At 64.4% G+C, this 26,811-nt stretch carries 25 protein-coding genes and 1 tRNA gene; 14 read left to right on the forward strand and 12 right to left on the reverse strand.

Annotated features, from left to right (window positions below; all coding sequences use genetic code 11):
- The first annotated feature begins 53 nt into the window (after positions 1–53).
- Positions 54–1,289 (forward strand): RsmB/NOP family class I SAM-dependent RNA methyltransferase, encoded by a 1,236-nt coding sequence (locus tag GRI42_RS13345; protein ID WP_160608955.1) that lies wholly within the window; start codon positions 54–56, stop codon positions 1,287–1,289.
- 57 nt (positions 1,290–1,346) lie between these two features.
- On the opposite strand, the gene GRI42_RS13350 is transcribed toward GRI42_RS13345, so the two are convergent.
- The 5 genes from GRI42_RS13350 to msrA all read right to left on the reverse strand — a co-directional run bounded on the left by GRI42_RS13350 (position 1,347) and on the right by msrA (position 5,413).
- Positions 1,347–1,820, reverse strand: a complete 474-nt coding sequence (locus GRI42_RS13350) for a hypothetical protein (protein WP_160608956.1) — start codon at positions 1,818–1,820, stop codon at positions 1,347–1,349.
- A 124-nt stretch (positions 1,821–1,944) separates the two neighbouring features.
- The gene (locus tag GRI42_RS13355) at positions 1,945–2,769 is read right to left on the reverse strand and encodes a hypothetical protein (protein ID WP_160608957.1); all 825 of its coding nucleotides are present in this window, start codon (positions 2,767–2,769) and stop codon (positions 1,945–1,947) included.
- An 86-nt stretch (positions 2,770–2,855) separates the two neighbouring features.
- On the reverse strand, positions 2,856–3,671 hold the full coding sequence (locus GRI42_RS13360; protein WP_160608958.1) for a hypothetical protein: 816 nt from the start codon (positions 3,669–3,671) through the stop codon (positions 2,856–2,858).
- 103 nt (positions 3,672–3,774) lie between these two features.
- Positions 3,775–4,473 carry an alpha/beta hydrolase gene (locus GRI42_RS13365; protein WP_160608959.1) on the reverse strand — a complete coding sequence of 233 codons (699 nt, stop codon included), beginning with the start codon at positions 4,471–4,473 and terminating at the stop codon, positions 3,775–3,777.
- 400 nt (positions 4,474–4,873) lie between these two features.
- Positions 4,874–5,413: a peptide-methionine (S)-S-oxide reductase MsrA gene (gene msrA / locus GRI42_RS13370; RefSeq protein ID WP_160608960.1), complete on the reverse strand. Its 540-nt coding sequence runs from the start codon at positions 5,411–5,413 to the stop codon at positions 4,874–4,876.
- A 105-nt stretch (positions 5,414–5,518) separates the two neighbouring features.
- Between msrA and GRI42_RS13375 the strand changes: the two genes are divergently transcribed.
- The 4 genes from GRI42_RS13375 (at position 5,519) to GRI42_RS13390 (ending at position 8,589) form a co-directional block, all read left to right on the forward strand.
- A complete protein-coding gene (locus GRI42_RS13375) occupies positions 5,519–6,421 on the forward strand; it encodes a class I SAM-dependent methyltransferase (RefSeq protein WP_160608961.1) in 903 nt (300 codons plus the stop codon).
- 82 nt (positions 6,422–6,503) lie between these two features.
- A complete protein-coding gene (locus GRI42_RS13380) occupies positions 6,504–7,271 on the forward strand; it encodes an SIMPL domain-containing protein (protein ID WP_234033957.1) in 768 nt (255 codons plus the stop codon).
- Positions 7,272–7,282: 11 nt separating this feature from the next.
- Entirely contained in the window at positions 7,283–8,158 is an 876-nt protein-coding gene (aguB, locus tag GRI42_RS13385) for an N-carbamoylputrescine amidase (protein ID WP_160608962.1), read from the forward strand.
- Between the two features lie 2 nt (positions 8,159–8,160).
- Complete coding sequence (locus tag GRI42_RS13390) at positions 8,161–8,589, forward strand: hypothetical protein (protein WP_160608963.1); 429 nt, start codon at positions 8,161–8,163, stop codon at positions 8,587–8,589.
- Here GRI42_RS13390 and GRI42_RS13395 read toward each other — a convergent pair.
- The gene (locus tag GRI42_RS13395; RefSeq protein ID WP_160608964.1) at positions 8,586–10,001 is read right to left on the reverse strand and encodes a M20/M25/M40 family metallo-hydrolase; all 1,416 of its coding nucleotides are present in this window, start codon (positions 9,999–10,001) and stop codon (positions 8,586–8,588) included. The two genes, GRI42_RS13390 and GRI42_RS13395, sit on opposite strands and share 4 nt — an antisense overlap.
- 45 nt (positions 10,002–10,046) lie before the next feature.
- On the opposite strand from GRI42_RS13395, the gene folK reads away from it, so the two are divergent.
- A complete protein-coding gene (gene folK / locus GRI42_RS13400) occupies positions 10,047–10,532 on the forward strand; it encodes a 2-amino-4-hydroxy-6-hydroxymethyldihydropteridine diphosphokinase (protein WP_160608965.1) in 486 nt (161 codons plus the stop codon).
- On the opposite strand, the gene GRI42_RS13405 is transcribed toward folK, so the two are convergent.
- On the reverse strand, positions 10,498–10,983 hold the full coding sequence (locus GRI42_RS13405; RefSeq protein ID WP_234033958.1) for an LbetaH domain-containing protein: 486 nt from the start codon (positions 10,981–10,983) through the stop codon (positions 10,498–10,500). The two genes, folK and GRI42_RS13405, sit on opposite strands and share 35 nt — an antisense overlap.
- Positions 10,984–11,185: 202 nt before the next feature.
- Between GRI42_RS13405 and GRI42_RS13410 the strand changes: the two genes are divergently transcribed.
- A tRNA-Lys gene (locus GRI42_RS13410) sits at positions 11,186–11,261 on the forward strand.
- Between the two features lie 9 nt (positions 11,262–11,270).
- Here GRI42_RS13410 and GRI42_RS13415 read toward each other — a convergent pair.
- Entirely contained in the window at positions 11,271–12,080 is an 810-nt protein-coding gene (locus tag GRI42_RS13415; RefSeq protein WP_160608967.1) for a class I mannose-6-phosphate isomerase, read from the reverse strand.
- Complete coding sequence (locus tag GRI42_RS13420; protein ID WP_160608968.1) at positions 12,077–13,102, reverse strand: mannose-1-phosphate guanylyltransferase; 1,026 nt, start codon at positions 13,100–13,102, stop codon at positions 12,077–12,079. Before GRI42_RS13420 ends, GRI42_RS13415 begins: the two co-directional genes overlap by 4 nt.
- An 82-nt stretch (positions 13,103–13,184) precedes the next feature.
- Between GRI42_RS13420 and GRI42_RS13425 the strand changes: the two genes are divergently transcribed.
- Entirely contained in the window at positions 13,185–13,760 is a 576-nt protein-coding gene (locus GRI42_RS13425; protein ID WP_160608969.1) for a TIGR04282 family arsenosugar biosynthesis glycosyltransferase, read from the forward strand.
- Positions 13,757–14,479 carry a glycosyltransferase gene (locus tag GRI42_RS13430; protein ID WP_160608970.1) on the forward strand — a complete coding sequence of 241 codons (723 nt, stop codon included), beginning with the start codon at positions 13,757–13,759 and terminating at the stop codon, positions 14,477–14,479. Before GRI42_RS13425 ends, GRI42_RS13430 begins: the two co-directional genes overlap by 4 nt.
- Here GRI42_RS13430 and GRI42_RS13435 read toward each other — a convergent pair.
- On the reverse strand, positions 14,476–15,489 hold the full coding sequence (locus tag GRI42_RS13435; RefSeq protein ID WP_325065339.1) for an SDR family oxidoreductase: 1,014 nt from the start codon (positions 15,487–15,489) through the stop codon (positions 14,476–14,478). The two genes, GRI42_RS13430 and GRI42_RS13435, sit on opposite strands and share 4 nt — an antisense overlap.
- Positions 15,490–15,593: 104 nt before the next feature.
- Here GRI42_RS13435 and GRI42_RS13440 point away from each other — a divergent pair, with 104 nt between their 5' ends.
- Positions 15,594–17,009, forward strand: a complete 1,416-nt coding sequence (locus tag GRI42_RS13440; protein ID WP_160608972.1) for a dihydrolipoyl dehydrogenase family protein — start codon at positions 15,594–15,596, stop codon at positions 17,007–17,009.
- The gene (locus GRI42_RS13445; protein ID WP_325065340.1) at positions 17,006–17,992 is read left to right on the forward strand and encodes a radical SAM protein; all 987 of its coding nucleotides are present in this window, start codon (positions 17,006–17,008) and stop codon (positions 17,990–17,992) included. The genes GRI42_RS13440 and GRI42_RS13445 overlap by 4 nt, the downstream gene beginning before the upstream one ends.
- On the opposite strand, the gene GRI42_RS13450 is transcribed toward GRI42_RS13445, so the two are convergent.
- Positions 17,989–18,684, reverse strand: coding sequence for a queuosine precursor transporter (locus GRI42_RS13450; protein ID WP_160608974.1), 696 nt, complete (start codon positions 18,682–18,684; stop codon positions 17,989–17,991). The genes GRI42_RS13445 and GRI42_RS13450 overlap by 4 nt on opposite strands.
- 134 nt (positions 18,685–18,818) lie before the next feature.
- Here GRI42_RS13450 and GRI42_RS13455 point away from each other — a divergent pair, with 134 nt between their 5' ends.
- The 3 genes from GRI42_RS13455 (at position 18,819) to GRI42_RS13465 (ending at position 23,897) form a co-directional block, all read left to right on the forward strand.
- Positions 18,819–20,147 carry a NupC/NupG family nucleoside CNT transporter gene (locus GRI42_RS13455; RefSeq protein WP_160608975.1) on the forward strand — a complete coding sequence of 443 codons (1,329 nt, stop codon included), beginning with the start codon at positions 18,819–18,821 and terminating at the stop codon, positions 20,145–20,147.
- A 14-nt stretch (positions 20,148–20,161) separates the two neighbouring features.
- The gene (locus GRI42_RS13460; RefSeq protein ID WP_160608976.1) at positions 20,162–21,103 is read left to right on the forward strand and encodes an isopenicillin N synthase family dioxygenase; all 942 of its coding nucleotides are present in this window, start codon (positions 20,162–20,164) and stop codon (positions 21,101–21,103) included.
- A gap of 268 nt (positions 21,104–21,371) precedes the next feature.
- On the forward strand, positions 21,372–23,897 hold the full coding sequence (locus tag GRI42_RS13465) for a TonB-dependent receptor (protein ID WP_160608977.1): 2,526 nt from the start codon (positions 21,372–21,374) through the stop codon (positions 23,895–23,897).
- Between the two features lie 73 nt (positions 23,898–23,970).
- Here the strand turns inward: GRI42_RS13465 and GRI42_RS13470 are convergent, their stop codons facing one another.
- A complete protein-coding gene (locus GRI42_RS13470) occupies positions 23,971–26,769 on the reverse strand; it encodes an ATP-binding protein (protein WP_160608978.1) in 2,799 nt (932 codons plus the stop codon).
- Positions 26,770–26,811: the final 42 nt, after the last annotated feature.

Here is a 26,811-nt window from a genome sequence, read left to right on the forward strand (position 1 = left end):
TAAAATGCGCAGGCTGGCGCATGGTTTCAAGTGGGGGTAGGGGCGCAGCAGAAATGGCACAGCCTCAGGGAATCCACGCGCGCAAGGCCGCGCTTCGCTTGCTCGACGCAGTTCTTCGCCGGGGCGAGACGCTCGACGTCGCCTTTGGCGCAGCCACCAGTGACGTGCGCAAGTTCGAGGACAAGGCGCTGGCACGTGCCATCGCGGGCGAGGTGCTGCGCTGGCTGGTTGATCTCGACGCGGCCATCGACAGCGCGACGAAGCAGAAACTGCCCGACGATGCCAAGGTGCGCACTGTCCTGCGCATGATGCTGGCCCAGTGGCTGCGCCTCGACACGCCGCCCCACGCGGTGATCGCAACCGGCCTGCCGCTGCTTGCCGGCGGACCGCGCAGGCTGGCGCACGGGGTCTTCTCCACATTGACCAAGCGCGAGGTCGCGCTGCCCGATGCGCCAACCCTGCCCGCCGAAGTGGCCGCACGCTGGGGCGAACCGGCATCGGCCATCGCTGCCGGCCTCGCCGAACCGCCGCCGCTCGACCTGACGCTGCGCGATCCGGCGAAGACAGAGGTGTGGAAGGCGAAGCTTGCCGCCGACAGCCTGATGCCGGGCCATCTGCGCCTGCCGCGCGGCGAGAGTGTCGAGAAGCTGGCCGGTTTTGCGGACGGGGCGTGGTGGGTTCAGGACCTTGCCGCCTCGATCCCGGCGCGCCTGCTCGGCGCGGGCGAGGGCCGCCACGCGCTCGACCTGTGCGCGGCGCCCGGCGGCAAGACGCTTCAACTTGCCGCGCAAGGGTGGAAGGTCACCGCGCTCGACATTTCCAAGCGCCGCCTCGATCTTTTGAAAGCCAATCTCAAGCGCACCGGCTTTGCCGCAGGAACCGTGCGCGCCGATGCGCTCACCTGGGAACCGAAACACCAGTTCGATGCGATCCTGCTCGACGCGCCCTGCACGGCGACGGGGACCGCGCGTCGCCACCCCGATGTGCTCCATCGTATCGGCCCGCGCCAGATCGAGGAAATGGCCGAGCTGCAGGCAGCGCTCCTCGAGCGCGCACAAGGCTGGCTCAAACCCGGCGGCACGCTGGTCTATGCCACTTGTTCGCTCGAGCAGGAGGAGGGCGAAGCACAGGCGGAGCGCGTCACGCTCACGCCGAAGCCCGTCCTTGCTGATGAATTGCCCGCAGGCATCTCCCCGACCGAGGCGGGCTGGCTGCGCACCGATCCCGGCATGTTGGCAGAGGCCGGCGGACTGGACGGCTTTTTCGTCGCTCGGTGGACCGCCGACTAGATGCCAAAGCACCGCGACAGGGAAAGTCGAAGCCTTCCCTGCCGCGAGCTCTTCCGGTCATTCCTCGAAGAAATTGAAATCCTCGTCGTCGGCGGCGACGAATACGATCAGAACCGCGGCAGCAGCCACCCCGCCAACCACCAGCAGCGTTTCGCCGGTGGACAGGTTGGCGCGTTGCTTCCCGATGTCGTCACGACCGAGCTGCGCCAGACTGAAGTTGGCGACTTGCAAGTCGCGCGCTCCTCCGGAGTCGAAATTCAACTGGGCTAGTTCGACCTTGCGGGTGCGGATCTGCTGCGAAGGATGACTGCTTTCCATCGGTACCCCGTAGGCGACGGTCAGGCCGAAGACGGGCGAGGTTTGCCGCTCGCGTTCGACGCCGAGGGGGATTCGCACGCCCAATGTGGCCGAGGCGCCTGGCGGTGCCTGGATGGAATGGCTTACCGCCTCGATATGGCGGTCTTGTGCGAGCGCTGGTTGAGCCGACAGGGCCAAGGCGCAGACTGGGAGAAAAAACGCGAAGTTTCTCATGGGTCACCTCCATTCGAATGGACTCGAAAGTACAGAAGGCAGTCTTCGCGACCCGTGCGCGTCACATACTCCTCATTTGCAGAAGGCAGAAACGATTTTCTATGCCAGCTGGCGCGCGATTTGATCAGCCGGTTTCGGGCACCGCGCGCGCTGCGGCGGGGCGTGATCCGGCGACCCAGCCGAAATAGGTCACTGCGATCCCGGCCAGCGCACCGGCAGCCAGGGTGATGCTACCCGGTATCTGCGCATAGGCTTTGAACGGTGCGTTGAGGAACGTCATGTCGGGCGCAAACCACGTCACCACTGCCTGCAGCATCACGAACCCTGCGGCCATCAACCACGGTGCGCCATGTTTCCGGTCGCGGAAGTAGAGCGCCAAGGCAAAGGCCGAGACCAGGGTGTCGCTGATCGCGATCGTGTCGAGGACATTCCGCGGTCCGCCGCTCTGGATGAAATTCATCCACGGGAAGAGGTGCTCCATCAGCCGGCTGAACGGAGATTCGAACAGGATCATCGGGGTTGCGAGCATGTATCCCGCATGCAGCTTGATGTTCCGCCGATGTTTGAGCGCATTGTAGAACAGCGTCAGATAGGCGGCGAGCGCGATGACCATGGCGATCCCGAACGCAGGGCCGAGTTCCATGATGAACGGGCTTTCCTGAGCGAGGTAGCGCGATGCGGAAAGGTTGATGATGGCGACAAAGCCCAGCATCAGCAGCGGGAACAGCGCAAAGCTCGCCTGACCCATGGTCTTATGGAGCGCGTTGCGCCGCGAATGGATGGAAACGCTCTGGACCAGCAGGAATGCAAGCCACGTCATCGCCGTTACCGCGTGGACATGGAACGCCAGCGGCATCGGACCGCTCGCGGTGAAGTAACTTGCCCAGAAGCCGCCGACCGTGATCGCCAGCGTGAAAGCGACGAAATAATGTCCGTATTTGTAAGGCATGCCCGATCCCTCCCCAGCGCGACCCGAGCGTTTGCCGTGCGCGGCAGATAGCACGGATGCGGCGCTCCGCCAAATGCGGTCGGGGATCAGCTGTCGATGCCGTACTCGATCGACGTGCAGTCCCGGCCCGACTGTCGGATCTGCATGGTGATGCGGGTCCCGGTGTCGGCAAGGCATTCGACCTCAAACGGGACCCCGAGTTCGACGTAGCGGTCGAAGCGCATGTCGGCTTCGTTCACCCGGATCGGATTTCCTGCGCGCACCAGGCTTACGAACTGGCGAGCCACTTCGGCGAGGTGCGCCGAGTTCACGTGGTCGCCCGATCCGTCGAGCCAGGGGTGGGCGGGAGGCATGGCATTGGCGGGATCGAGCAGGCCCGTGGCCTGCATGCCGTCCAGCGGGCCGAGAAAGGGGAATTCTCCCTCGCCGAGGCCGAGCATTGACCGGTCGGCATAGTGGAAATCGGCGGAGGAAACCTTGTCGTCCCGCTCCTTGGCTCCGCTGCGCCATTTCTCGAAGTCGCGCGTGCGGAAAACGACGCCGCGCCCGTCCAGGCGGCAGACCAGCGCGCCCGATGCGTCATGAAGATGGATGGAAAAGCTTTCCTTGCCCTCGATCCGCGTTCGTTCGTAGCGTCCGCGGGCCATGCGGCCGACGCCGGGCTCGCCGCAGCGCCAGTGCGTCCAGATGAGGGCCGACCACTTATCGGGGTCCCAGCCGCCTAGCGCCATCGCGCTTTCGACGCTCAGCCAGTAGCTGGCCGCCTGGATCGCTCCGGGATGATGCGGACCGATCCGCAACCACGGCCACAGCGCCTCGTCCTGCGAACAGGCGAATTCGACGCTGCCGTCGGGATTGACGACATGGTCGCAGGTAAAGGCCTTGGTGTGCGCTCCCGGCATGGACGGGAAGATTGCACCCCAAGGCCCGCGCTACAAGCGTCGCCTTTGGTTCAGGCCTCGGGATGCTTCCCTTCTTGTTCCTTGCCGGTAAGAATCTGGGCGGTCAGAATTTGGTACGCAGGAATTGCACGGCCGCGTTCGATTGTTCGGGCGAGGTAGTGTGGCCAAGCCCATCCGTCACCAGCACCGTGCTGTTCGTCATTTCCGAGAGTTGCTGCAGCAAGTCCGCCCCCACGACCGTGTCATCGACCGAATAGGTGATGAAGCCCGACTGTTTCGGCGGCTCGCTGAGCGGGGAGCACCGGGAATTTTCTTGGAACCGGAATGTGTCGAGCCGGCTGACATCGGTGACGGGCATGAACGCAATGTAGCTGTCCAAGAATTCGAGATGGTTGGCTGCATGAAGCGCGAGCAAGCCGCCATAGCTGATGCCGGCAACCACACGGGTTTCTGCAGGACCTAGCTCTTGATCCACTTTCGCGAGCCAATCGACGAACTTGCTGCAATATTCCAGGCCGCCGTCATTGAAGAAGTCCGGATTGGCGGCTGGGATATTGATGTAGATCCGCTGCACCGGCTGCTCGCGCAACGGCCCGAACTCATTTCCTGACCACTGGCGAAAGTCATGGCGGCGACCGTGGATCAGATAGAGCCGCACAGGCCCCTCACCTTCGACCTCGGCAATCGTAAAAAGAGGCGATTTTTGCGTGTCCGCCATCGCGGAAATTATCGAGTGTCCGGTCTCGAACAGGAAAAACCGTGCGCGCTTGGAGTAGGTAAATGCGAATGCCGAAAGGGCCATCGCAGTGATCAATATTAACATAACATATGTTAATATTGATCTTATTATTGATGGTATATTAGTAAGCGCAGAATTCCCGAGCATTCAGACGGTCCCTGTTAATATGGGGACCGAATAGTTAAAGTCATTTGAGCGTCAAGATTTTTCGGATTCTATTCGGAAGGTGCATCAACCCATCATATGTGGTGGCTTGTTAACACTCGGGCCTTTCCTACTCATGCCCGGTCGCGGCACACCGCTAGGAATGGACTTCGCCCCTTCTCCGATCGCCGATAATCCGTGCCGCGCGCGTAGAAACACGGCCCCAGAGATTTCTCTCAAGGACCGTGTTCCAAGTGTTCCATCCTGTGGGACTGGCGGGGGGCAATCCTACCCGCGTCCAACACTTGATGTGCGCGGTTCAGGCCTCGGGCTTGAGGTACTGCTGGAAGCTCTTGCGCAGCTTCATCAGCTTGGGCGGGATGACCGCGAGGCAGTAGGGATTGCGCTGGCCTTCGCCCTCCCAATACTCCTGGTGGTAGTCCTCGGCCGGGTACCATTCGCCGGTCTCGATCGTCGTCACCGCGCTCTGGCCGGGATGGTCTTCGTTCCAGCGGGCGATGGCCGCCTCGGCCTCGGCGCGCTGGGTGTCGTCGAGCGGGAAGATCGCGCTGCGGTACTGCGTGCCGATGTCGCCGCCCTGGCGATTGAGCTGGGTCGGGTCGTGCGTGCCGAGGAAGACGTCGTAGATCTGGGGCAGGGTGATCGTCTCGTCGTCGAAGGTCACGCGAACGCCCTCGGCATGGCCGGTATTGCCGGTGCAGACCTCCTTGTAGGTGGGATTGGGCTTGTCGCCGCCGATGTAGCCGCTCTCGACCTCGCTCACGCCGATAACGTCCTTCATCACCGCCTCGGTGCACCAGAAGCACCCGCCTGCGACAATCGCCTGTTGCTGCGCCATGTAGTCAGTCTCCTTGTTGGACAGGCAGATAGGAAGCCTGTGGGCGCTTGTCATCTGCCCGATGTGAGGGCAGGAGGCGCGCGGGGAGTTCGAAGGAGACACACGATGCGTTACCTGCTTGCCGCTGCCGCCATCGCGATCGCAGCGCCGGCCGCCGCCCACAATCATGGACAGGGCGAACACAAGAGCGAACATGGGGGCCATCACGGCCAGCACGACATGGCCGAGCATGTCAAAGACACCGCCATGTTCATGAAGCACCACGGCGAAGCGCTGTCGGGTGCCATCAACCATCCGACCCGTGCAGAAGACCGCAAGCGCGACCAGTTCCGCCACCCGGCCGAAACGCTCGCCTTCTTCCACGTCGGCCCGCACATGAAGGTGGGTGAATACGCGCCCGGCGGCGGCTGGTACTCGCGCCTGCTCGGCCACTATCTCGGCGGCGAGGGCAAGCTGGTCGGTCTCTATGCCAATCCGCTCAATGCTGCTGCCGATGCAGAGCGGCAGGACCGCATTCGCGCTGCCGCTGCCGGTTTCGGCGCGGAAGTGGCAGGCTACACCGGACTTCCGGCGGACAATTTCTCGGGCATGACGCTGGAGACGATCCCCGACGACCAGAAAGGCACCTTCGACCGTATCCTGGTGATCCGCGGCCTTCACGGCATTACCCGCAGCGGAATCGCCGATACCGAGATCCGCGCGATGCGCGAACTGCTCAAGGACGACGGCTATCTCGGGATCGTGCAGCACCGCGCCAAGGCCGATGCTCCGTGGTCCTATGCCAATGGCACCAAGGGCTATTTGCGCCAGCAGGATGTGATCGATTTCATGCGCCTCAACGGCTTCGAACTCGTCGCTGCGAGCGAGATCAACGCCAATCCGAACGATACCGCCGACCACGAAGGCGGCGTGTGGGAAATGCCGCCTGTCCGGAGTACCAAGCGCGCCGACCTCGCCGACAAGGGCGAAAGCGACCGCATGACCTTGCTGTTCAAAAAGCGCCCGTAAACCGCTTGCACCTGTAAGCCGCCGTTCATCGCGGCCATGCAATCTCCTCGATGTGATAGTATCTCATCGAGGAGATTTGCTTATGCCTGCAATGCGTTACCTGACGCTCGCCGCTGCTCCGCTCGCCCTTGCCGCCTGTGGCAGTCGTGCCGACGAAGCGCGGGGGGTGGACCATAACGAGACGCTGCTCTCGGTCAGCGCGACCGGGCAAGCGGAATCGCGACCCGACCGCGCCCAGTTCAGTGCGGGCATCGAGACCTTCTCGGCCAGGGCGAAAACGGCGAGCGAGGCGAACGGCGAGAAGATTGCGGAAATCGTGGTCGCGCTGCGCGAATTCGGGATCGAGGAAAAGGACATCCAGACACAGGCCGTTGGCGTCCGCCGTGTCGAATGGGGCGACCGCAAGGGCCAGTACCAGGCGACCAACGTGCTTGAGGTCACCATGCAGGACCCCGGTCGCGCCGGTGAAGCAATCGCAGCGGTAAGCGAGGCGGGCGCCAATATCCTGGACGGTCCGAGTCTGTCGATGACCGATCCCGAAAGCACCGCCAACCTCGCCTATGCCGACGCCTATGAAGCGGCCATGTCGCGCGCAAAGGCCTATGCCGATGCCGCCGGGATGGAGGTTTCGCGCGTGCTCTATATCCGTGACGCGGGCGGCCAGCAGGGCCAGACGTGGCTGCGCGGGGCCGAGGCCATGAACGATGCGATGGTCCAGCGCAGCGCCCCTGTCGTCCCGCCGCCACCCATCGCGCTCGGGCCGGTTCCCAAGGGCGGCGCCAGCATGATGGTCGGCACGACACGTTCCATGGTCCATATCCAGGTGGACTTCGCCCTGCGTCCGAAATAATCCCCCTTGCCATGAGGAAATTGACCGTAGCCGTCCTGCAACTCGCGCTCGCCCGCGAGGACGAGGCCGATAACATCGCTGCCGTATCCGCCCTCGTGGAGGAGGCGGCGGGCAGGGGCGCGCAGATCATCCTGCCGCCCGAGCTGTTTTCGGGCGAATATTTCTGCCGCGAGGAGGACGAGGCACTGTTCAGCCTCGCCCGTCCGACGGCAGAGCACCCCTCGGTGCTCGCCATGCAGGAACTGGCGGCGAAACATTCGGTGGCGATCCCGACCAGCTTTTTCGAGCGCGACGGGCACCACTATTACAACACGCTCGCCATGATCGGGCCCGACGGCGCGATCATGGGGACCTATCGCAAGAGCCACATTCCCGACGGTCCGGGTTACGAGGAAAAGTACTATTTCCGCCCCGGGAACGACGGTTTCAAAGTCTGGGACGTGCCCTGCACGGGTGGCACCGCGCGCATCGGGATCGGCATTTGCTGGGATCAGTGGTATCCCGAATGCGCCCGCGTGATGGCGCTGAAGGGCGCCGAGGTGCTGTTCTACCCGACAGCCATCGGGTCCGAACCCTATGACGCCGATCTCGATACCAGCCGGATGTGGCGCCGCGCCATGATCGGTCACGCGGTGTCGAACTGCATGCCGGTCGCTGCCGCCAACCGCATCGGCCATGAAGGGCCTGCCGACCGGCAGCAGAGCTTCTACGGCCACAGCTTCATCTCCGACGAATGGGGCGACCTCGTCGAAGAATACGGCCGCAAGGAAACTGGCATACTGGTGACCACGCTCGACCTCGACCGTGCCGCCACGCACCGCGCGGGGATGGGCTTCTTCCGCGACCGACGCCCCCAGCTCTACGGCAGGATCTGCGAGGACAGCTGACGGTGACCGGCACCGGCGGAGGGATCGACCAAGGCCAGCTGGACCAGCTGTTCACTGCCGCACTCGAAGCCGGCATCGCGCGGATCGAGAAAGACGGGCACTTTTTCCCGCTCGTCTTCGAACTGCGGTCCAACGGGGTGATCCACAATGTCACCGTCCTCGACGCGGCGCCGATCAGCGGGAGCGAGGGGGTGCTTGAGCGCCTGTCCGACCTGCTGCGCCCCCGGGCGCAAGACGGCCTCATCCGCGCCGCCGCCATCGTCAGGCATTGTACAGAGACGGCCCGGCTGTTCGTCCAACTGAGAGCGCCGAACTACAGCCAGGACGTGGAAGTGCCCTTTGCGCTTTCCTCCGAAGGCCTCATCCGGCGTCGCCGCCGCCTGTCGCTGGGGGAGTTCACCTCCAGCCCGGCCGAGAACACGATTTTCTAGCTGCCGGCGAGTTCCTTCAGGATGATCGTCCAGTGGTCGAGGCCGGCGTAGAAGGCATCGACCCGCATCCGTTCGTTGAGGCCGTGGGCGTAGATGTCCCGCGGCCTGCTCGCGCCTGCGCCGATGGCGACGGTGTCATAGCCGAGCGTGCGGTAATGCATGCCGTCCGTGCCGCCCGATGACATGTGCGGCAGCATCGGAATAGGTTTGCCGAAGCGTGCGACGAGCGCCTTGGAGAGAGCATCGCGAACCTCGTCCGGAAACTCGCTGACGCCGCTCTCGGTCGCTTCGGCGCGCTGGACGATGGCGATTTCGGGATTGCCGATCGCTGCGGCGAGCTGGGCTTTCACATTGTCCACCCCGTCGCCGGGAAAGACGCGGCAATTGACCGCCGCGCTGGCCGATTGGGGGAGCGCGTTCTGGGCATGCCCGCCCTTCAGCATGGTCGCCACGCAGGTGGTGCCGAGCGTGCCCACCAGGCTCGGATCGGCGCGGATGATCTCGATGGCCGAGGCATCAGACGGGTCGGCGGCGAAACGCTTCAGTGCGTCGCCGAGCTCGCCGGGCATGCTCTGGCCGAGCGCGCCGAGATAGGTGCGGGTCAGCTGCGTATCGCGCACGGGGAAGCGGTATTCGGCGACTTTAAGCAGCGCTGCGGCAAGGTCGTAAATGGCGTTGTCGCTGCGCGGGCGGGAGGAATGGCCGCCCTGGTTCGTCGCGGTCAGGTCGAAAGTGACATAGGTTTTCTCGGCCATCTGGACCTGCTGGGCGAGCGGCGAGAAATCGTCGGCCAGCCCGATGCCGCCCGCGTCCGAATTGAGGACATAGGCAGGATCCACGTTTTCAGCGATCCATTTCGCCTGCGCGCGGGTCGAGATCATGCCCGTCTCCTCGTCTCCCGAGAACACGAGATAGAGATCGCGGTTCGGCGTCCAGCCTTCCTCCTTCAAGCGGATGAAGGTGCTGGTGAGGTTCATCACCCCGTATTTGTTGTCCTGCGTGCCGCGCGCATAGAAATAGCCGTCGGCCTCGGTCAGGGTGAAGGGATCGCGCTCCCAGTCTTCGGGAAGGGCATCGACCACGTCCATGTGCGCAAGCAGCGCGATCGGCTTTTCGTCCGAGGATCCATCGCCGCGATATCGGACGATCAGGCCCTGCGTGGGATCGCCTTCGCTGTCGTAGTCGGTGACCATGATGTCCCCGGCAGCAAAGCCTGCTTTCGACAGGCGGCCTGCGAGATAGGCGACCATGTCGTCCACCTGACCGTGCCCGCGAGCGGTGCGGAAGGCGATGATGTCGCGGTAGATCTCGTAGCTGCGCTGCTCATGCGCGCTGCGTTCATGCCCGTCCGCTGCTAGCGGTGCCGCGCCTGCCAGCAGTGCGAGCCCAATGGCTGCCCCGATCCCCTTCATCGCAATCTCCCTTGCCTTGTCGTGCGGGCACGCTAGGCGCAGGCCATGGGGCAGGCAAGCAGCCACCGTTACGTTATCGCGCTGGGTTCGAACATGCGCGTGCCGGGTATCGGCGCGCCGCGGGCTGTGCTGCCGACAGCCTTGGAGCGGCTGGCTGATCGCGGGGTAGAGGTCGAAATCGCCTCGCGCATCCGGGCCAGCCACCCGGTCGGCCCCTCGCTCAGGACCTATGCCAACGGCGCGGCAATCGTGTCCGCTCCGCTCGATCCGCCGATGATGCTCGCCCTGCTGCAGTCGGTGGAGAGCGGATTCGGGCGCGAGAGGCGCGGCGCGCGCTGGCGGGCACGCAGCCTCGACCTCGATATCGTGCTGTGGAGCGGCGGGACCTGGTTCGCCCCGGACCTCGTCATTCCGCACCTCCTGTTTCGCGAGCGCGACTTCGTGCTGCGCCCGGCTGCCGAGATTGCACCCGACTGGCGCGATCCCGTGACGGGCCTTACCCTTCGGCAGCTGGCTGCGCGCGCGGCCTGAGCGCAGTGGCGGGATTGCCGCGATAGACCGTCCAGGCTTCTGCGTCCGAGAACAGGGCACCGCGCGCAGACAGGACAGCCCCTTCGCCCATGGTGACGCCCGGGCCGACGAAAGCTTCGGCAGCTACCCAGCAACCGCGCCTGATGGTCACCGGGTCGAGCACCAGCTGGAAATGCGGATCGGCGATATCGTGCGAACTGGCGCACAGGTGCGCGCGCTGCGAGATCACGCTGTCGCTGCCCACGCAGATATGCCCCTGGTTGTAGAGCAGCGCCCCCGGACCGATCAGCACGTTGTCGCCCAGCTCGAGATTGCCGGGCCACCACACGCACGCACTCGCATGAACACGGCAATTGCTGCCGATCCGCGCGCCGAAAGCCTTGAGCATCAGCGCGCGCCACGGGTGGAGGAACGGAGGTGTCCAGCGGGCGAAGAGAAACCAGGCAGCCATCCACAAGGCCCGCGCAATTCGCGAGCCGAGCGGGAAGGACGGCCCTCCGCTGCGGCTTTGCGCAGTGCGTGCATCGAGTGGTTGCAACCGCGTCCCTTCCTTGTCGCTGCCTCGGGCCAAACTAAATTGCCGGGCTGCCCGAAAGCAACCCAAACCACGCTTGACCACCCGCCATCGCATGCCTAGGTGCCCCCTCGTGGTCGGGCCCTTAGCTCAGTCGGTAGAGCAACTGACTTTTAATCAGTAGGTCGCTGGTTCGAACCCAGCAGGGCTCACCACCTTTTCCCTCAGGATTGTTCTGCCGAACACGCGATCAGCGTGCGCGCCGCCGTGCCGAATTCGACCTCGTCGATGCCCGATGCCATTGCGCTCGACCCGGGCGCTATACGGGCGCTCGACACCGCGACATCTCCGGAAAGCGGCAGGACCTGTATGGCGCCATTCAACCTGCCGAGTATATTCGCCGAAGGCACTCCATGGAGCTGGAACAGTCGGAAATGCGGACCGTCTACCAACACCGCTTCCGCATCGGGTGCCACCTTGCGGTGCAGTCCAGCAGGATAGGGCTCACCCGACGCCACTTCGATGGCTGCATCCAGATGCAGTTCGCGCGGACGCCCATAATCGTAGAGGCGATAGGTGATATCGGTGTTCTGCTGCACTTCGAGCAGCGTCAGGCCTTCGCCGATGGCATGGACCGTGCCGGCCGGAATGTAGAAGAAATCGCCCGGTTCGACCGCGCGCCATTCGAGCAGGTCCTCGATCGAACCGTCGAGCGCAGCGGCGCGCATGGCATCGGCATCGACCGAATGTTTGAACCCCATCGCCAGCCTTGCACCCGGCTCTGCGTCAAGAACCAGCCAGCATTCTTCCTTACCCCTTCCCGTCGGGCTAGCAGCATCAGCGGGATGGACCTGGACCGAGAGCTTTTCGCTCGTGAAAAGGTATTTGACGAGCACGTCCGGCATCGCATCGGAAGGCTCGAACCAGATTTCCCCGATCCGCTCTTCGTCCCCGGGAAGCGCAAAGGGAGGCGGCAAGGGGTTGCGCCCCCAGATCTTTTCCACCCGCTTGATAGGAAGATCTTGCGCGCTCATTGATTGGCAGCCCCGTCCAGCTTGCCAACGCTCTGGGCATGATCGCGCGAGAGGACGAGGATGTCGTCGCCATCGACCACGACGATCACGTCGGTGAGGCCGACGATGGAAACGCGTGGGCCATCGGTGTCGACCATCACGCCGCGGCAATCCATGGCATCCGTTCGGCCCGACAGGACATTGCCGTCTTCGTCCACCTGGCGAGCTTCCATCAACGCGCTCCAGTCACCGATATCGGACCAGCCGATGTCCGCCGACACGACTGCAGCGTGGGAGGTATTCTCCATCACCGCGAAGTCGACGCTTTCCCCGGCGATGCGTGCAAAAGCCGCCGCCCCGGGATCGAAACGCGTGTCGACCCATCTGCCCGATGCAGCCGATGCTTCAACCGCTTCCGCCATATCGGGACGATGGGTCGCAAGTTCGTCGAGCAACTTGCCCGCCGGAAATGCGAAGATGCCACCGTTCCAGACGAACCCGCCATCGTCGAGGAATTGCTGTGCCCGCTCCATGTCGGGTTTTTCGACGAACCGCTCGATACGGTGTCCTGCCCCGACGGCCTCGCCGCGCTTGATATAGCCGTATCCAGTGGCGGGGCGGTCGGGCGCGATGCCGAAGGAGACGAGGTAGCCCTCCCGCGCGAGCGATGCGGCAGTACGCACACCGTCAAGGAAGGCGGCCTCATCGGCGATGTGGTGGTCGCTCGGGCAGACGAGCATCACCGCATCGCGGGGAAGCAGCCGTGCCGTCAGCGCGATTGCAGGGGCGGTATTCTTGGCCGCCGGTTCGACGACCAGGCGGTGCTCGCCCGCCTGTTCTGCGATGAAACTGGTATGCGCCTCTCCGGCCACCACGATGGGCGCCTCGAAAAGCTCGGCATTCGATACGCGGTCCAGCGCCTGCTGGAACAGGGTCCGGTCGCCCAGGAGTGGAAGGAACGGTTTCGGCTTCACGCGGCGGCTGCGCGGCCAAAGGCGCGTCCCGCTGCCGCCGCAAAGGATAACTGGGTAGATCTTACTCATGACAAACGGGCGCCTAGCAGCCGTTTTGCCACTCGTCATGGCCTGCTTGCACCTGCATGCGATTTTTCGTTACGAGACAGCGATGAACGCTCCGCGACTGTCCGTTTTTGCCCGCCTGCCTGTGCCGGGAAAGGTCAAGACGCGCTTGATTCCCGCACTCGGTGAAGAGGGCGCGGCACGCCTCTATGCGCGCCTGCTGGCCCATACGGTCGAGGTGGCGAAAGCGAGCGGCCTGGAATTCGAGCTGCGGGTGACAGGTGGCGAGGAGGCGGCCTTCCACGAACTCTTCGGCGGCGATGTGAGCGTCGTCAACCAGGGCGAGGGCGATCTGGGGGCGCGGATGGCAGGCGTGCTTGCGCCCTGCCTCATCATCGGGAGCGACTGTCCGGCCATTTCCGTGCCGCTCCTGCAGGCGGCGGCAGGCGCGCTGGCGGATCGCAAGGTCGTGCTCGGCCCTGCCAATGACGGGGGCTATTATCTCGTCGGACTGGCCGAGCCGATGCCCTTCCTGTTCGAGGCGATGGAATGGAGTACGCCGCAGGTCCTGTCGCAAACGCTCGCGCGGCTGGCAGAGCGCCGGATCGGCCCCGCGATCCTGCCCGAACTGGCCGATATCGATACGGCGGAAGACCTCGCCGCCTGGCCCGAATTCGAATGAGCGTCACGCTGCTGGTTCCTTCGCTGGACGAGGAAAAGGCGCTGCCCGTGCTGGTGGAGCGGCTCGCCAGTCTCGATCCCGCGCCTGCCGAGATCATGCTGGTCGATGGTGGCAGCAGCGATGCGACGGTCGCCATCGCGCGCGAGGCGGGATGGCGCATTCTCGAGACGGCGCGGGGCAGGGCGCTCCAGATCAATGCCGGGGTAGAGGAAGCGCGCGGGGAGATCGTCTGCGTCCTCCATGCAGACACTTTGCCGCCGACCGACATGGTAGGAGTGATTGAGGGCGCAATGCAGGACCGGCGCACCGCGCTCGCCAGTTTCAGCCCGGTCATCCGCGGCCCCGAGCGGACACGCTGGGGGACCACGCTCCATAACTGGGCCAAGACCTGGTACGCGCCACTCATCACGCGCCCGCACCTGTTCTTTCGCGGTGTGCGCCTGCTGTTCGGCGACCATGCCATGTTCTTCCGCCGCGCCGATTTCCTGAGCGTCGGCGGGTGCACGCCGGGCGATGCGGTGATGGAGGAAGCCGATCTGTGCGTGAAGCTGGCGCGGCTGGGCCGGGTGCGGATGTTGCCGCAGCGGGTCTACACTTCCGACCGGCGGATTGCCGAATGGGGGGCGCTCAAGGCGAACTGGATCTATTTCAAGGTCGGCATGCTCTGGGCGTTCGGCCTGCGCAGCCGGATGGCAAAGCACTATCCCGACGTGCGCTAGGCGTCGGCCAGGAAGCCCACCGCAATGCAATGGTCGATGAGGCGCCGGATATAGTCCTCGCCCGTGACGGGGCATTCGAGGCCTGTCACTTCGCGAAAGCGCGTGTCCGAGAAATGCGGGTCGCGCTGGAAATAGCTCGCGTAAAGCCCTGCAACCCGCTTGAACAAGCGCCTCTCCAGCGCGGGGAGCAAGGCGGGATCGAAGCGGTCGGGCGCGACCAGTTCGGGTTCGTGGAACTGCGGATGGGCGCCGATAGCCCCGGTGAAACGCTCTACCGGCAGCGGCTGGCCGGATACGAGGTGGTAGGTGCCGCCGGCGGCAACCTCCATGCGTTCCGCCAGCGCGACAATACCTGCCGCCACGTGGTCGATCGGCACGAAGTCGAGCGTCGCGCCCGGGCGGGCAGGCATATGCCGCACGCGCCCTTCGGCAATCAGCTTGAAGGCCGCGTATGTCGTATCGAATTGGCGGATAGCCCCGTCTTCGTGCGCACCCACCACGATCGAGGGGCGTGCGATTGCCCATCTGGCAGTGCTTTGCCGGACGAGCCGCTCGCCCGCCGCCTTGCTGGCTTCGTAGCCATTGGCAAAGCCGCTATCCGGCAGGGGGGCGTCCTCCATGATCGGCCCGTCGCGCGTTCCGCAGACATAGGCCGTCGAGACGTGCAGGAAGCCCATGCCGCCGGCTTCCGCCAGTTCCAGCGCATGGCGCACGCCATCGACATTGGTGGCGCGGTAGTCCTCTTCCTCGAGGTCGAAGCGCACGCTGGCCGCGCAGTGGACGACCAGGTCGTGGGCCTCTGCCACCCCTGCGAAGGTATCGTGAGACAGGCCCAGACGCGCTTGCGATACGTCGCCCTTCACAGTGGGTATTTCGACCGCAGCGCCGTCGTTCGCGCGCACGTCCGGATTGCGGTGGACGAGGCCGGTTACCTCGTGGCCGTGCGCAAGCAGCCGCGCGCAAACCTCTCCGCCCACCAGTCCGGCAGCCCCCGTCACCAGCACCTTCACGCGGCGCGCCTTTGCGTCATGTAACCGATGGGACCTGTCCGTCGAAGGGGCGGGGGAATGCGATAGAGTTCGCATCTTGAGCAATTTCGGTTACGGGACAAGCGATGAAATTCACCCATGACGTGATCGTGATCGGCGGCGGGGCCGGAGGACTTGTCGCTGCCGGCGGCTGCGCGCTCTTCGGCCTCGAAGTCGCCCTGATCGAAGGGCGCAAGATGGGCGGGGAGTGCCTCAACGATGGCTGCGTGCCGTCTAAGGCGCTGATTACGGCAGCCAAGCGTGCGGCAGAGGCACGGGAAGGCACGCGCTACGGGGTAACGCTCGACCAGCCCAAGGTCGACTGGCTCGGCGTACGCCAGCACATTCGCGATGCCATCGCTGCGATCGAACCGCATGACAGCGCAGAACGGTTCGAGGAAATGGGCTGCGAGGTCATCCGCGACTGGGCGAAAGTGACCGGTCCGCAGTCGGTCGAGGTCGGCGGACGGACCCTGCGCGCACCGCGCATCGTCATCGCCACCGGCTCGAAGCCGGCCATCCCCCCGATCGAGGGCGTGGACAGAATCCCCTATCTCACCAATGAGGACATCTTCGACATCGATGCACTGCCCGACCACCTCGTGATCGTCGGCGGCGGGGTCATCGGCATGGAAATGGCACAGGCCTTCCGCCGTCTCGGCAGCGCCGTCACCGTGGTCGAGCCGGACGAGCTGATGGCCCGTGACGACCGCGAAAGCGTGGCGCTGGTGCGCGAGGTGATGGAGGGCGAGGGCGTCCGCTTCGTCAAGGGGCTCGCCAGCAAGGTCGAGGGCCGCGAAGGCGCTATCCGCCTCCATATCGGCGGGGAAGCCATCGACGGATCGCATCTGCTGATCGCCACGGGCCGCAAGGCCCGATGCGAAGGCTTCGGCCTGGAAGATATCGGTGTGAAGATGGGCCGCGGCGGTATCGTGACCGACGAACGCCGCCGCACCTCCGTGAAGGGCATCTACGCCATCGGGGACTGCCGTGACGGGCCGCGCCTGACCCATGTGTCGGGCTACGAAGGCTCCAACGTGGCGCTCGAAATCACGCTCGGCCTGCCGGCCAAGGTCGACTATTCGGCCCTTCCTTGGTGCACCTACACCGAGCCGGAAGTTGCCCAGATTGGCCTGACCGAACAGGAGGCGCGCGAGAAATACGGCGAGAAGCTGCGGATCGTCACCGAAAGCTTCCACGACAACGAACGCGCGCTGACCGAAGGCAATGACAAGGGCCAAGCAAAGGTCATGCTCAAGGGCACCAAAGTCGTCGGCGCCAGCCTGGTGGGCAAGAATGTCGGCGAACTGCTGCTGCCCTACACGCAGACTATCACCGGCAAGAGCAGCACCTTCGCGCTAGGCTCTGCGGTCATCGCCTATCCCACCCGCAGCGAGATCACCAAGGCGACTGCCTTTGCCGCATGGGAGCCGACCGTGTTCGGGCCCCTGCCGAAGAAATGGGCGGGGTTCCTCGCACGGATGAGGCGGCGGCTTTCGTGAACGTCCGTTCGGCTTCCCGCAACGCACCGGCCGGCCCTTCGCCCTTCGCGGTCGAGGCGGCGGCATTGCCGCGCGAAAAATTCGTCGATCCAGCGCTCACTGCCAAGGGCGAACCGCGCGCAAGCGTGCCGCTGGTCCGGCTCGATACGCTGTGGCTCAACACCGGCACGCTGTGCAATCTGGCCTGCGCCACCTGCTATATCGAAAGCAGCCCGACCAACGATGCGCTGGTCTATCTGCGTAGCCACGATGCGGGCCGCTTCCTCGATGAAGCGGCTGGCATGGGGACCCGCGAGATCGGCTTCACCGGGGGCGAGCCGTTCATGAACCCCGATATCCTCGCAATGCTGGAGGACAGCCTTGCGCGCGGGTTCGAGGTGCTTGTATTGACCAATGCCATGCGCCCCATGCGCCGGCACGAGCGCGCGCTGCTCGCCTTGCGCGAAAGGTTCGGCGAGCGGCTGACACTGCGTGTGAGCCTCGACCACCATTCTCGGCCCGTTCACGAGGCGGAGCGCGGTGCCAACAGCTGGGGTCCCGCGATGGACGGGCTGCGCTGGCTGTCGGACCATGGCTTCGCGATCGCCGTTGCGGGACGGCTCCTGCCGGGCGAGGGCGAGCAGGAGGCACGCCGCGCCTATGCCGCGCTGTTCGCTGGCGAAGGGATCGGAATCGACGCGCATGACCCTGCGCGGCTGGTGCTGTTTCCCGAAATGGACGCAGGCAAGGACATCGCGGAAATCACTACCGCGTGCTGGGACATCCTCGGCAAGTCACCTTCCGACATCATGTGCGCGTCGAGCCGGATGGTCGTGCACCGCAAGGGCGAGCCTAGCCCACGCGTCGCTGCCTGCACGCTCATCCCCTATGACCCAGGGTTCGACCTCGGTGCAACGCTGGCAGAGGCGAGCGGAGAGGTGGCCCTGAACCACCCGCATTGCGCGCGCTTCTGCGTGCTGGGCGGAGCCAGCTGTTCGGCCTAGGCGCGCTTGCGGCTATCCAGCCACTTCGCCAGCGCGACGCCGCCCGTGATAAGGAAGGGCACCAGCACGATGCTGAGCGCGACCTTGGCAATGACCTGTCCGATGAGGAGGTTGGTGATCGGGAACTGGCCATAGAAGGCCAGCGTGATGAAGATCACCGAATCGATTGCCTGGCTCAGCGCAGACGCAACCGCGCCGCGCGCCATCAGTGAAAACGCACCGCCGCCTTCGGCATTGCCGCGCAGGCGCGAGAAGATCCACACGTTAAGCAGCAGCGAGACGATATAGGCGGCAGGCCCCGCAGCCCAGACGCGCCAGATCGTCGCATGAACGCGCTCGAACGCTGCCAGGTCGTCTGCCCGTCCGCCGATCATTTCGGGCGATGCGGGAAGGTTCAGCACAAGCTGCATCAAGAGGCCCGAAATCAGCAGCGGGACGAAGCCGAACCACACGATCCGGTTGGCGAGCTTTTCTCCGTAGAGCTGGGCGATGGTGCTGGAAATCACCACCAGCAGGAGGAAGGCGAAGATGCCCGATTCCACCGCAAGGTCGGTCGGCCACAGCTGCACCTGTTTGAACGCGAGCACACCCGCGAGCACGGTCATGCCCCCGTAAAGCAGGATATAGACGAACAGGCCGAGCGGCATGGCGGCTGCGGCAAGGCGGGTTTCGTTGGCCGGGCTTTCGGTCATGACGGGGTAGGGCAATCTTTCAAACTGGTGACAGCGCGCGCTGGCGGAGGGCGCAGAAATTGACTAAGCGGACCCGCCGCGCAAGGTAGCGGCCGATTTCATCCGCAACTAGTCGCATCGCGAAGGGGTCCGCAATGCCGCCTTTCATTATCAATATCGTCGGTATCCTCGCGATCCTGTCGATCGCTTTCCTGCTGTCCACCGGCAAGCGCCGCATCAAGCTGCGCGTCGTGGGTGCGGCTTTCGCATTGCAGGCCCTGATGGCGCTGCTCGTCCTGCGCACGCCGTGGGGTGTCGAGGCGATCCAGGCGATGTCGAACGGCGTCATTGCCCTGCTCGACTATTCCAAGGCCGGTATCACCGCGATCTTCGGTCCGATGGAAGGCAATCCCTTCACCAATACCTTCGTGATTGCCGCCCTGCCGGTTATCATCTTCTTCGCCGCGCTCGTCTCGATCCTCTACCACTGGGGTATCATGCAGCGGCTGGTGCGCTGGGTCGGCGGTGCGATCGGCTGGATCACGGGCATCTCCAAGGTGGAAGCGCTCGGCAGCGCGGCCAATATCTTCGTCGGCCAGTCGGAAAGCCCGCTGGTCGTGCGCCCCTATCTCGCAGCGCTCACGCCCAGCCGCCTGTTCACCCTGATGAGCGTCGGCATGGCCGGCGTGGCGGGCACGATCCTGGCTGCATATGCCAGCTTCATCGGCGCCGAGGCCGTGCCTTTCCTGCTTGCAGCCGCCTTCATGTCGGCACCCGGCGGTATCCTGATGGCCAAGATCATCATGCCCGACGACGAGAGCGATCTCGCGCGTGACGCGGCCGAGATGGCCGAGGTCAAGCTGCCCGATGCCCGCATCAGCGGCGACGGGCCGGCGGCTCTCACCGAAAGCGGCAAGCCGCACGAGGTCGAGGTGGCCGAGACCTTCGAGGAAGGCCACAAGCCTGCCAACGTCATCGAGGCGGCCGCCCAGGGCACCCAGACCGGCGTGAAGCTGGCGGTTGCCGTCGGTGCCATGGTGATGGTGTTCGTCGCGCTGGTCGCGCTCGCCAACGGCATCCTCGGCGGTATCGGCGGCTGGTTCGGCTATCCGGACATCAGCTTCCAGCAGCTGCTCGGCTATGTATTCGCGCCGGTCATGTACCTCATCGGCATTCCGTGGGAGCAGGCCGGCGCTGCCGGCGGGCTGTTCGGCACGAAGATCGTGCTCAACGAATTCGTCGCCTTCATCGAACTGGGCGCGATGGACGCGACCGTCCTTACCGAACGCAGCCGGGCGATCATCACTTTCGCGCTCTGCGGCTTTGCGAATTTCAGCTCGATCGCCATCCAGATGGCGGTGACGGGCGGCCTTGCGCCAAATCAAAGGCCGGTCATCGCCAAGCTCGGTATCCGCGCGCTGGCTGCCGGTAGCCTCGCCAACCTGATGAGCGCGGCACTGGCGGGACTCTTCCTACCGTATTAAGGGCCGCTTCCATTATGACCGATTCCAACACCGATATCGCGGTTGTGTCGCTGGCACAGCCGCTCGAAAACATCGCCGACGAGCTTGGCCGCAGCTTCCAGGAATACGGCTTTGCCGTGATCCGCGACCATGGCATCCCGCAGGAACTGATCGACCGCGCCGAAGCGCTGTCGAAGGAATTTTTCGCGCTGCCGGACGAAACGAAGCGCGCCTACCACATTCCGGGCGGGGGCGGTGCACGCGGCTACACGCCGTTCGGCACCGAAAAGGCCAAGGATGCCAAGGTCCACGACCTCAAGGAATTCTGGCACGTCGGGCGCGAACTTCCCGAAGGGCACGAGCTGGCCGAATATATGGCCGCCAATGTCTGGCCGGACGAAGTCGACGGGTTCCGCGAGACCTTTTCCGAACTCTACACGGCCTTCGAGGAGGCCGGTGGCCGCGTGCTGGAGGCGATCGCGCTCCATCTCGGCCTGCCGCGCGAATTCTTCGCCGCCACCGTCAAGGACGGCAATTCGGTCATGCGCCTGCTGCGCTACCCGCCGCTCGAAGGCGCTGAAGCCGAAGGGGCGATCCGTGCCGCCGCGCATGGCGACATCAATACGATCACGCTGCTGCTGGGCGCAGAAGAGGCCGGCCTCGAACTGCTGACCAAGCAGGACGAATGGAAGGCCGTGGACGTGCCCGAAGGCGCGCTGGTCATCAATGTCGGCGACATGCTCGACCGGCTGACCAACGGCAAGCTGCGCTCGACCACGCACCGCGTGGTCAATCCGCGCGGCGAGGCGGCATACAGGGCGCGCTATTCGATGCCCTTCTTCCTGCACTTCCGCCCGGACTACACGATCGAGACGCTGGAAAGCTGCATCGATCCGGCCCGTCCGGACGACCATCCGGCGCCGATTTCCAGCCACGATTTCCTGATGCAGCGCCTCCGCGAGATCAATCTCGCCTGATCCGGGCAATGCCGAACCGCCGCGGGCCCAAATCCGCGGCGGAATCCGACTGCCAAGAAAATTTCCGAATGGTGCAATTTTGCAACTTATATAAGATGTTGAATTGCTTGAATTTACCCCTTTGTGTGGCGCATTTGATTCACAGGCCCCGGTGGCTGTCTTGACTCTGTCACAAAAGCATCGCTTTGCCGAAACATGCACGGCCTAGCGGGGCTGCGCTTCCGTAAAGCATCAAGTATTCACCCGAAGAGACGAAGGGGTCTTCTCGATGAAGTTCAAATATCTCCTGGCCACGTCGGTGGCTGGTATCGCAGCTGCAGGCGCAATGCCCGCCGCAGCCCAGTCGACCGGTTCGATCGACTTCGAAGATGACGATGTGATCATCGTTACCGGCACCACCGATAACGGTGTCGGCGGCGTCGAAATCCCGAACACCACCAAGGCGAAGCAGGTCCTCAACGAAGAGATCATCCGTCGCCAGCGTCCGGGCCAGACGGTCAACGACATCGTGAACCTGGTTCCCGGCGTAAGCTTCCAGAACAACGACCCCTGGGGTTCGTCGGGCGGTGGCTTCACCATCCGCGGCTTCAGCTCGGACCGCGTTTCGCAGACCCTCGACGGCCTGCCGCTGAACGATTCGGGTAACTACGCCCTCTACACCAACCAGCAGGTCGACCCGGAAGTCCTCGAAGAGGTCAACGTCAACCTCGGCACCACCGACGTCGACAGCCCGACCGCTTCGGCAACCGGCGGCACGATCAACATCCGTACGCGTGAGCCCAGCGACGATGCCGGCATCACTGCGACGATGACCTTCGGCGATGTCCTTTCGAAGGGCGCCGAAGACACCGTCTACATGCGCGGCTTCGTGATGCTCGACACCGGCGACATCACCGGCAACGGCCTCAAGATGTTCGGTTCGGCCAGCTACACCAGCTACGGCGTTCCCTATAACCCGTACGGCAAGATCGATAAGAAGCAGTTCAACGCCCGCATCTGGCAGGATCTGGGTTCGAACGGCGACTTCGTCGCGATCTCGGGCCACTACAACGAGAACCGCAACAACTTCGCCGGCTCGGAAAGCATCGCCAACCTCCTGCCGCTGGCAGAAGACGGCGAAGTCGAAATCAACGGCGTCACCTACAACGACAAGGAAGGTCGCTTCCAGATCTACCAGGCGTTCGGTGACACCTACCCCTGCAGCATCGCGGCCGACGAGCTGGTCGGTGGTGTGGGCAACCCGGGCGTCAGCGACCGTTACGACGATCGCAGCGGCTGCGGTGCACCGTTCTACCGCCGCTACAACCCGTCGGACACGGGCAACATCCGCGGCGCTTCGCGCTTCAGCATCGGCGACAGCCTGACCTTCACGTTCGATCCGAGCTACCAGTACGTCAAGGCGAACGGTGGCGGCCCCGACGACCTGCGTGAACAGTTCTTCACTGTGAACGGCGGCTCCTACACGGGTGCCTTCAACGGCGGTTACTACTTCGGACGCGACCTCAACGGCGACGGCGACCTGCTTGACCGCCTGGCAGGTACCGACCCGAGCCAGACGACCACCGACCGTTACGGCGTCATTGCCAACCTGATCTACGACATCGCCGACAACCATCGTGCGCGTCTGACCTACACCTGGGACCGTGCACGTCACCGTCAGACGGGTGAGATCAGCGGCATGTACGAAAACGGCGAACCGTGGAACGTGTTCGCGATCGACGAGCCGGTGCTCGACGTCAACGGCAACCCGGTCCAGAAGCGTGACCGCCTGTCGTACGCCATCCTGCACCAGGTTTCGGCAGAGTACACCGGCCAGTTCGGCGACCTCACCGCGAAGCTGGCGCTGCGCGCTCCGTTCTTCACCCGTGAGCTGAACCAGAACTGCTTCACCACCTCGGCTGGCGGCTTCGTCGACTGTCCGAACCCGGGTGCCGACCTGTCGAACTACGTGAATGCTTCGTTCAACGACGACCACGCCGCGCCGCAGTCGCGTACCTACAAGTACGACGAACTGCTGCCGAACGTCGGCTTCACCTACGACATCAGCGACGCGATGTCGGTGTTCGGCAACTACGCCAAGGGCCTCTCGGTCCCCGGCACCGACCCGCTGTACGATTCGCTGTACTTCGCCGATGAAGACTTCGCTCGCCCGGTTCCGGAAACGACCGACAGCTTCGACCTCGGCATGCGTTACCAGAACGGTGACATCGAAGCCCAGCTTGGTGCCTACTACACCAAGTACAACAACCGCCTGGCGGTTGCGTTCGACCCCAATGCCAATGACGGCGAAGGCGAATTCGTCTTCCGTAACCTCGGCAAGGTCGACAAGTGGGGCATCGACGGCTCGATCGCCTACCGTCCGTCGCGCAACTCGCTCCTGTATGTTTTCGGTTCGTACAACGACTCGGAAATCCAGGACGACGTGCTTGACGAAAACGGTGTGATCCCGACCGCCGGCAACCAGGAATCGGGTACGCCGACCTACTCGTTCGGTGGCCGCGGCCAGATCGCCTTCGGTGACTTCGAACTGGGCGCCCAGGTGAAGCACACCGGTCCGCGCTGGATCAACGACACCAACCAGGACAAGGCTCCGTCCTACACCGTGGTCGACCTCGACGCGCGTATCACGCTCGGCGAATTCGCAACCGGCGGCGACGCAGCCATCCAGCTGAACCTCACCAACCTGTTCGATGAATATTACATCGGCTTCTTCGGTGGCTCGCTGGACGACTTCGGCTTCGCACAGATCGGTGCCCCGCGCGCCGGCAGCATCTCGCTGATCATCGGCTACTAAGCCGGATCGCGAACCGAAAAGAAGAGGGCGGCTCCCATGCGGGGCCGCCCTTTTTCTTTGCCTGAAGGCCGGATCAGGCCGCCGCGAGCAGTTCCTCGGCCAGCTTGCGCCGAACGAGCGGCTCCACATTGGAGCGCAGCGCACGTTCCAGCGCCGCCGCCTTTTCACCCAGGCTGTCTTCGCCGAACATGCCCGCAGTGCCGGCAAGCTTGTGTACCGTGCGAGCCAGTTCCTCGACCTGGACGCCCTCGAGAACGTCCTCCTCCACCGCAGCGGCAACCGCCTCGATCGCTTCGCTGCGGCGCGCTAGCCAGCGTTCCTGCATTTCGGGTGAGTGGCCGGTCGCGGGAACAGGCCTGTCGGGCTGCCCCGAGGTCGCCGCAACGTCAGGCACGATGCTGACCGGCAGCCAGCGCGCAAGCGATGCGGCAAGCTCTTCGAAGACGAGCGGTTTCGCGAGGTGCGCCTGCATCCCGGATTCCAGCGCAGCGGCAATGTCTTCGGGAAAGGCGTTTGCGGTGAGCGCGATGATCGGCAGGTCGCCCGGCGAGATCCCGCTCCGGCGGATTTCGCGCGTCGCGGTATAGCCGTCGCAACCGGGCATCTGGATATCCATCAGCACGATGTCGAAAGGATCGCCGCTGTCCGCTGCATCGAGCACGGCCGCAATGGCCTCGGCGCCGTCATGCGCGATGCGTACCCTCTGTCCCAGGTCTTCGAGCATGGCAGTCACGAGCATCCGGTTGATGTCGTGATCTTCGGCCAGCAGGATGCGACCGTTCGCCTTCGGAGCCGACATCTGGCCGGCCCGCCTTTCCTTCGGACCCGGCCCGGGCAGTGCAGCCTTGGCATGTTCCAGCGGCACCCGCAGCGAAAAGCGCGAGCCGACGCCCGGCATCGAATCCACTCCCAGCGATCCGCCGAGAATTTCGGCGAGCTGCCGCGAAATGGCGAGGCCAAGGCCGGTCCCGCCGAACCTGCGGGTCGTGCTCGCCTCCTCCTGGACGAACGGATCGAAGATATTGTCGATCCGGTCGGGGGCGATCCCGACCCCGCTGTCCTCGACATCGATCACGAGGTTCGAACCTTCGACGCGGACCGAGATATCCACCCGCCCTTTCTCGGTAAACTTCACCGCATTGCCCACGAGGTTGAGCAGGATCTGGCGTAGGCGCAGCGGGTCGCCGCGCAGAAGGTGCGGTATGTCCGGCGGACAGGACAGTGTCAGCGCGATACCCTTCTGGCCGGCGCCCGCCATATGCAGCCTGACGCAGTCGTCGATCAGGACCGGCAGGTCGAAGTCCTCGTAATTGATGACCAGCTGTCCGGATTCGATCTTCGAGATGTCGAGAATGTCGTTCAGCATCATCATCATCGAGCGGCCGGAACGCGAAATGAGATCGGCATAGCGGGCAGCTTCCGGATCGAGTTCCATGCGGGTGAGGAGGTCCGCGAAACCCAGCACGCCGTTCATCGGGGTGCGGATTTCATGGCTCATGTTGGCGAGGAACTGCGCTTTTGCCCGTGCAGCGTTTTCCGCATGGCGGGTGGCCCGCTTGAGTTTCCTCTCCAACGCGACACGCTTGGTCACGTCGCGCGCAGACACGATGATGCCTTCGCGTTCTCCCGTCGCGCCGTCCAGCGCGAGCGCGCAATCGGCCTCGATGTAGACGGCCTCTCCAGCCGCATCGTCGAGGAAACGACGATAGGTGAACCGCTCGCTCTTGCTGCTTCCTGAAAGCAGCCGCTCCTGCGCTGCGGCGATGGCCTTGCGCGCTTCGGGATGGACCCGGTCCGACGTGCGGCGGCCGACGAACTCGCTAGGGTCCGCGCCGAGCACGTGGCGCGTCGAGGGAGAGGCGTAGGTGCATACGCCCTCCAGGTCGTATCTCAGGATCGCGTCGGTGATGTTGTCCGCCAGCAGTGCCATCTGCTTCTTGCCTTCGCGCACTTCGTGCAGCAGCCGTTCGCGCGTAGAGAGGATCGCGGCGACCGGGAAACCAACGAGCACCGAGGAGGCGAGAAATGCCTCGAGTACCAGCAACTGGGCGTGCAGGGGCATGGGCAGGAGGTTGATCGGGCCCGTGCCTGCCTGCGTGCAGATCAGCGCGATGGTCGCCACCTTCAGAACCGAGAATGCCGTGCCGAGGACGCCCAGGCGAAAAGCATGGCAGACGATAACCGGCGGCACGAGGAACAGCAGCGGGTAGGCGGTCTGCAGGAAGACCACCAGCGTCACGCCGGTGCCGACCGTGGTGATGACAGTCCATTCCAGGACCTCTCGCGTAGTGGGCCAGCGCGGACTTTGCAGTGTGTCCCAAAAAACGAGCACGGATGGCGCGATGATGATCATCGAGAGGGCATCGGATGCGGCCCATTGCAGCAGCCCGGCAAGCGATGCCCCGCCGCCGGACAGGACCAGCGAGGCGATTGTCGCCGATGCCAGCGGCGCCACCAGGCAGGCTCCGAAGACGAAGCGCAGCAGATCGCCTGTGTCACCCATCCGGGGGCGGGGACCAGCCAGCTTGCGGACGATTTCGACCGCGATCCAGATCTCCACGGCATTGGCCACGGAGAGAGCCAGCGCGGTGGACGCATCGTCGCCGACAATCCGGTTGGCCAACAGATTGCCCGCGAACAGCGCGAGCAGGAACAGTCGCTCGTTCGGAAGGCGGGCGCGAAGCATGATCGCGACTGCAATCGCATTCGGCAGCCAGACGACGGCGATCCGCCCGGACCCGCGGGTCAGGTCGATGCTGGCGTAGGCGAGCAGGGCGAACCCGATGAAGCCCAGCAGGGCGGCAAGGACCATGCGCAAATCGATGCGGCGGCTCCAGCCCGGCAGCGATAGGCGCAGTGGTTGCGTTGCCATAAACGATCTCCTAGCCATGACCCGAGTGGCGGGCGGGTCGGA

Origin of the sequence: Qipengyuania gaetbuli (assembly GCF_009827315.1) — a bacterium.
Taxonomy (GTDB): Bacteria; Pseudomonadota; Alphaproteobacteria; order Sphingomonadales; family Sphingomonadaceae; genus Qipengyuania; species Qipengyuania gaetbuli.

Bases quoted from the DNA above. Each gene is read 5' to 3' on its own strand.
- GRI42_RS13405 (WP_234033958.1), bottom strand. From the start codon at position 10,983: ATGGCTGCCTGGTTTCTCTTCGCCCGCTGGACACCTCCGTTCCTCCAC.
- GRI42_RS13360 (WP_160608958.1), bottom strand. From the start codon at position 3,671: ATGCCGGGAGCGCACACCAAGGCCTTTACCTGCGACCATGTCGTCAAT.
- GRI42_RS13415 (WP_160608967.1), bottom strand. From the start codon at position 12,080: ATGAGCGCGCAAGATCTTCCTATCAAGCGGGTGGAAAAGATCTGGGGG.
- GRI42_RS13365 (WP_160608959.1), bottom strand. From the start codon at position 4,473: ATGGCCCTTTCGGCATTCGCATTTACCTACTCCAAGCGCGCACGGTTT.
- GRI42_RS13395 (WP_160608964.1), bottom strand. From the start codon at position 10,001: ATGAAGGGGATCGGGGCAGCCATTGGGCTCGCACTGCTGGCAGGCGCG.
- aguB (WP_160608962.1), top strand. From the start codon at position 7,283: ATGAGGAAATTGACCGTAGCCGTCCTGCAACTCGCGCTCGCCCGCGAG.
- GRI42_RS13430 (WP_160608970.1), top strand. From the start codon at position 13,757: ATGAGCGTCACGCTGCTGGTTCCTTCGCTGGACGAGGAAAAGGCGCTG.
- GRI42_RS13440 (WP_160608972.1), top strand. From the start codon at position 15,594: ATGAAATTCACCCATGACGTGATCGTGATCGGCGGCGGGGCCGGAGGA.
- GRI42_RS13465 (WP_160608977.1), top strand. From the start codon at position 21,372: ATGAAGTTCAAATATCTCCTGGCCACGTCGGTGGCTGGTATCGCAGCT.
- GRI42_RS13470 (WP_160608978.1), bottom strand. From the start codon at position 26,769: ATGGCAACGCAACCACTGCGCCTATCGCTGCCGGGCTGGAGCCGCCGC.
- GRI42_RS13420 (WP_160608968.1), bottom strand. From the start codon at position 13,102: ATGAGTAAGATCTACCCAGTTATCCTTTGCGGCGGCAGCGGGACGCGC.
- GRI42_RS13375 (WP_160608961.1), top strand. From the start codon at position 5,519: ATGCGTTACCTGCTTGCCGCTGCCGCCATCGCGATCGCAGCGCCGGCC.
- msrA (WP_160608960.1), bottom strand. From the start codon at position 5,413: ATGGCGCAGCAACAGGCGATTGTCGCAGGCGGGTGCTTCTGGTGCACC.
- GRI42_RS13355 (WP_160608957.1), bottom strand. From the start codon at position 2,769: ATGCCTTACAAATACGGACATTATTTCGTCGCTTTCACGCTGGCGATC.
- GRI42_RS13350 (WP_160608956.1), bottom strand. From the start codon at position 1,820: ATGAGAAACTTCGCGTTTTTTCTCCCAGTCTGCGCCTTGGCCCTGTCG.
- GRI42_RS13380 (WP_234033957.1), top strand. From the start codon at position 6,504: ATGCCTGCAATGCGTTACCTGACGCTCGCCGCTGCTCCGCTCGCCCTT.
- GRI42_RS13425 (WP_160608969.1), top strand. From the start codon at position 13,185: ATGAACGCTCCGCGACTGTCCGTTTTTGCCCGCCTGCCTGTGCCGGGA.
- GRI42_RS13455 (WP_160608975.1), top strand. From the start codon at position 18,819: ATGCCGCCTTTCATTATCAATATCGTCGGTATCCTCGCGATCCTGTCG.
- GRI42_RS13460 (WP_160608976.1), top strand. From the start codon at position 20,162: ATGACCGATTCCAACACCGATATCGCGGTTGTGTCGCTGGCACAGCCG.
- GRI42_RS13345 (WP_160608955.1), top strand. From the start codon at position 54: ATGGCACAGCCTCAGGGAATCCACGCGCGCAAGGCCGCGCTTCGCTTG.
- folK (WP_160608965.1), top strand. From the start codon at position 10,047: ATGGGGCAGGCAAGCAGCCACCGTTACGTTATCGCGCTGGGTTCGAAC.
- GRI42_RS13450 (WP_160608974.1), bottom strand. From the start codon at position 18,684: ATGACCGAAAGCCCGGCCAACGAAACCCGCCTTGCCGCAGCCGCCATG.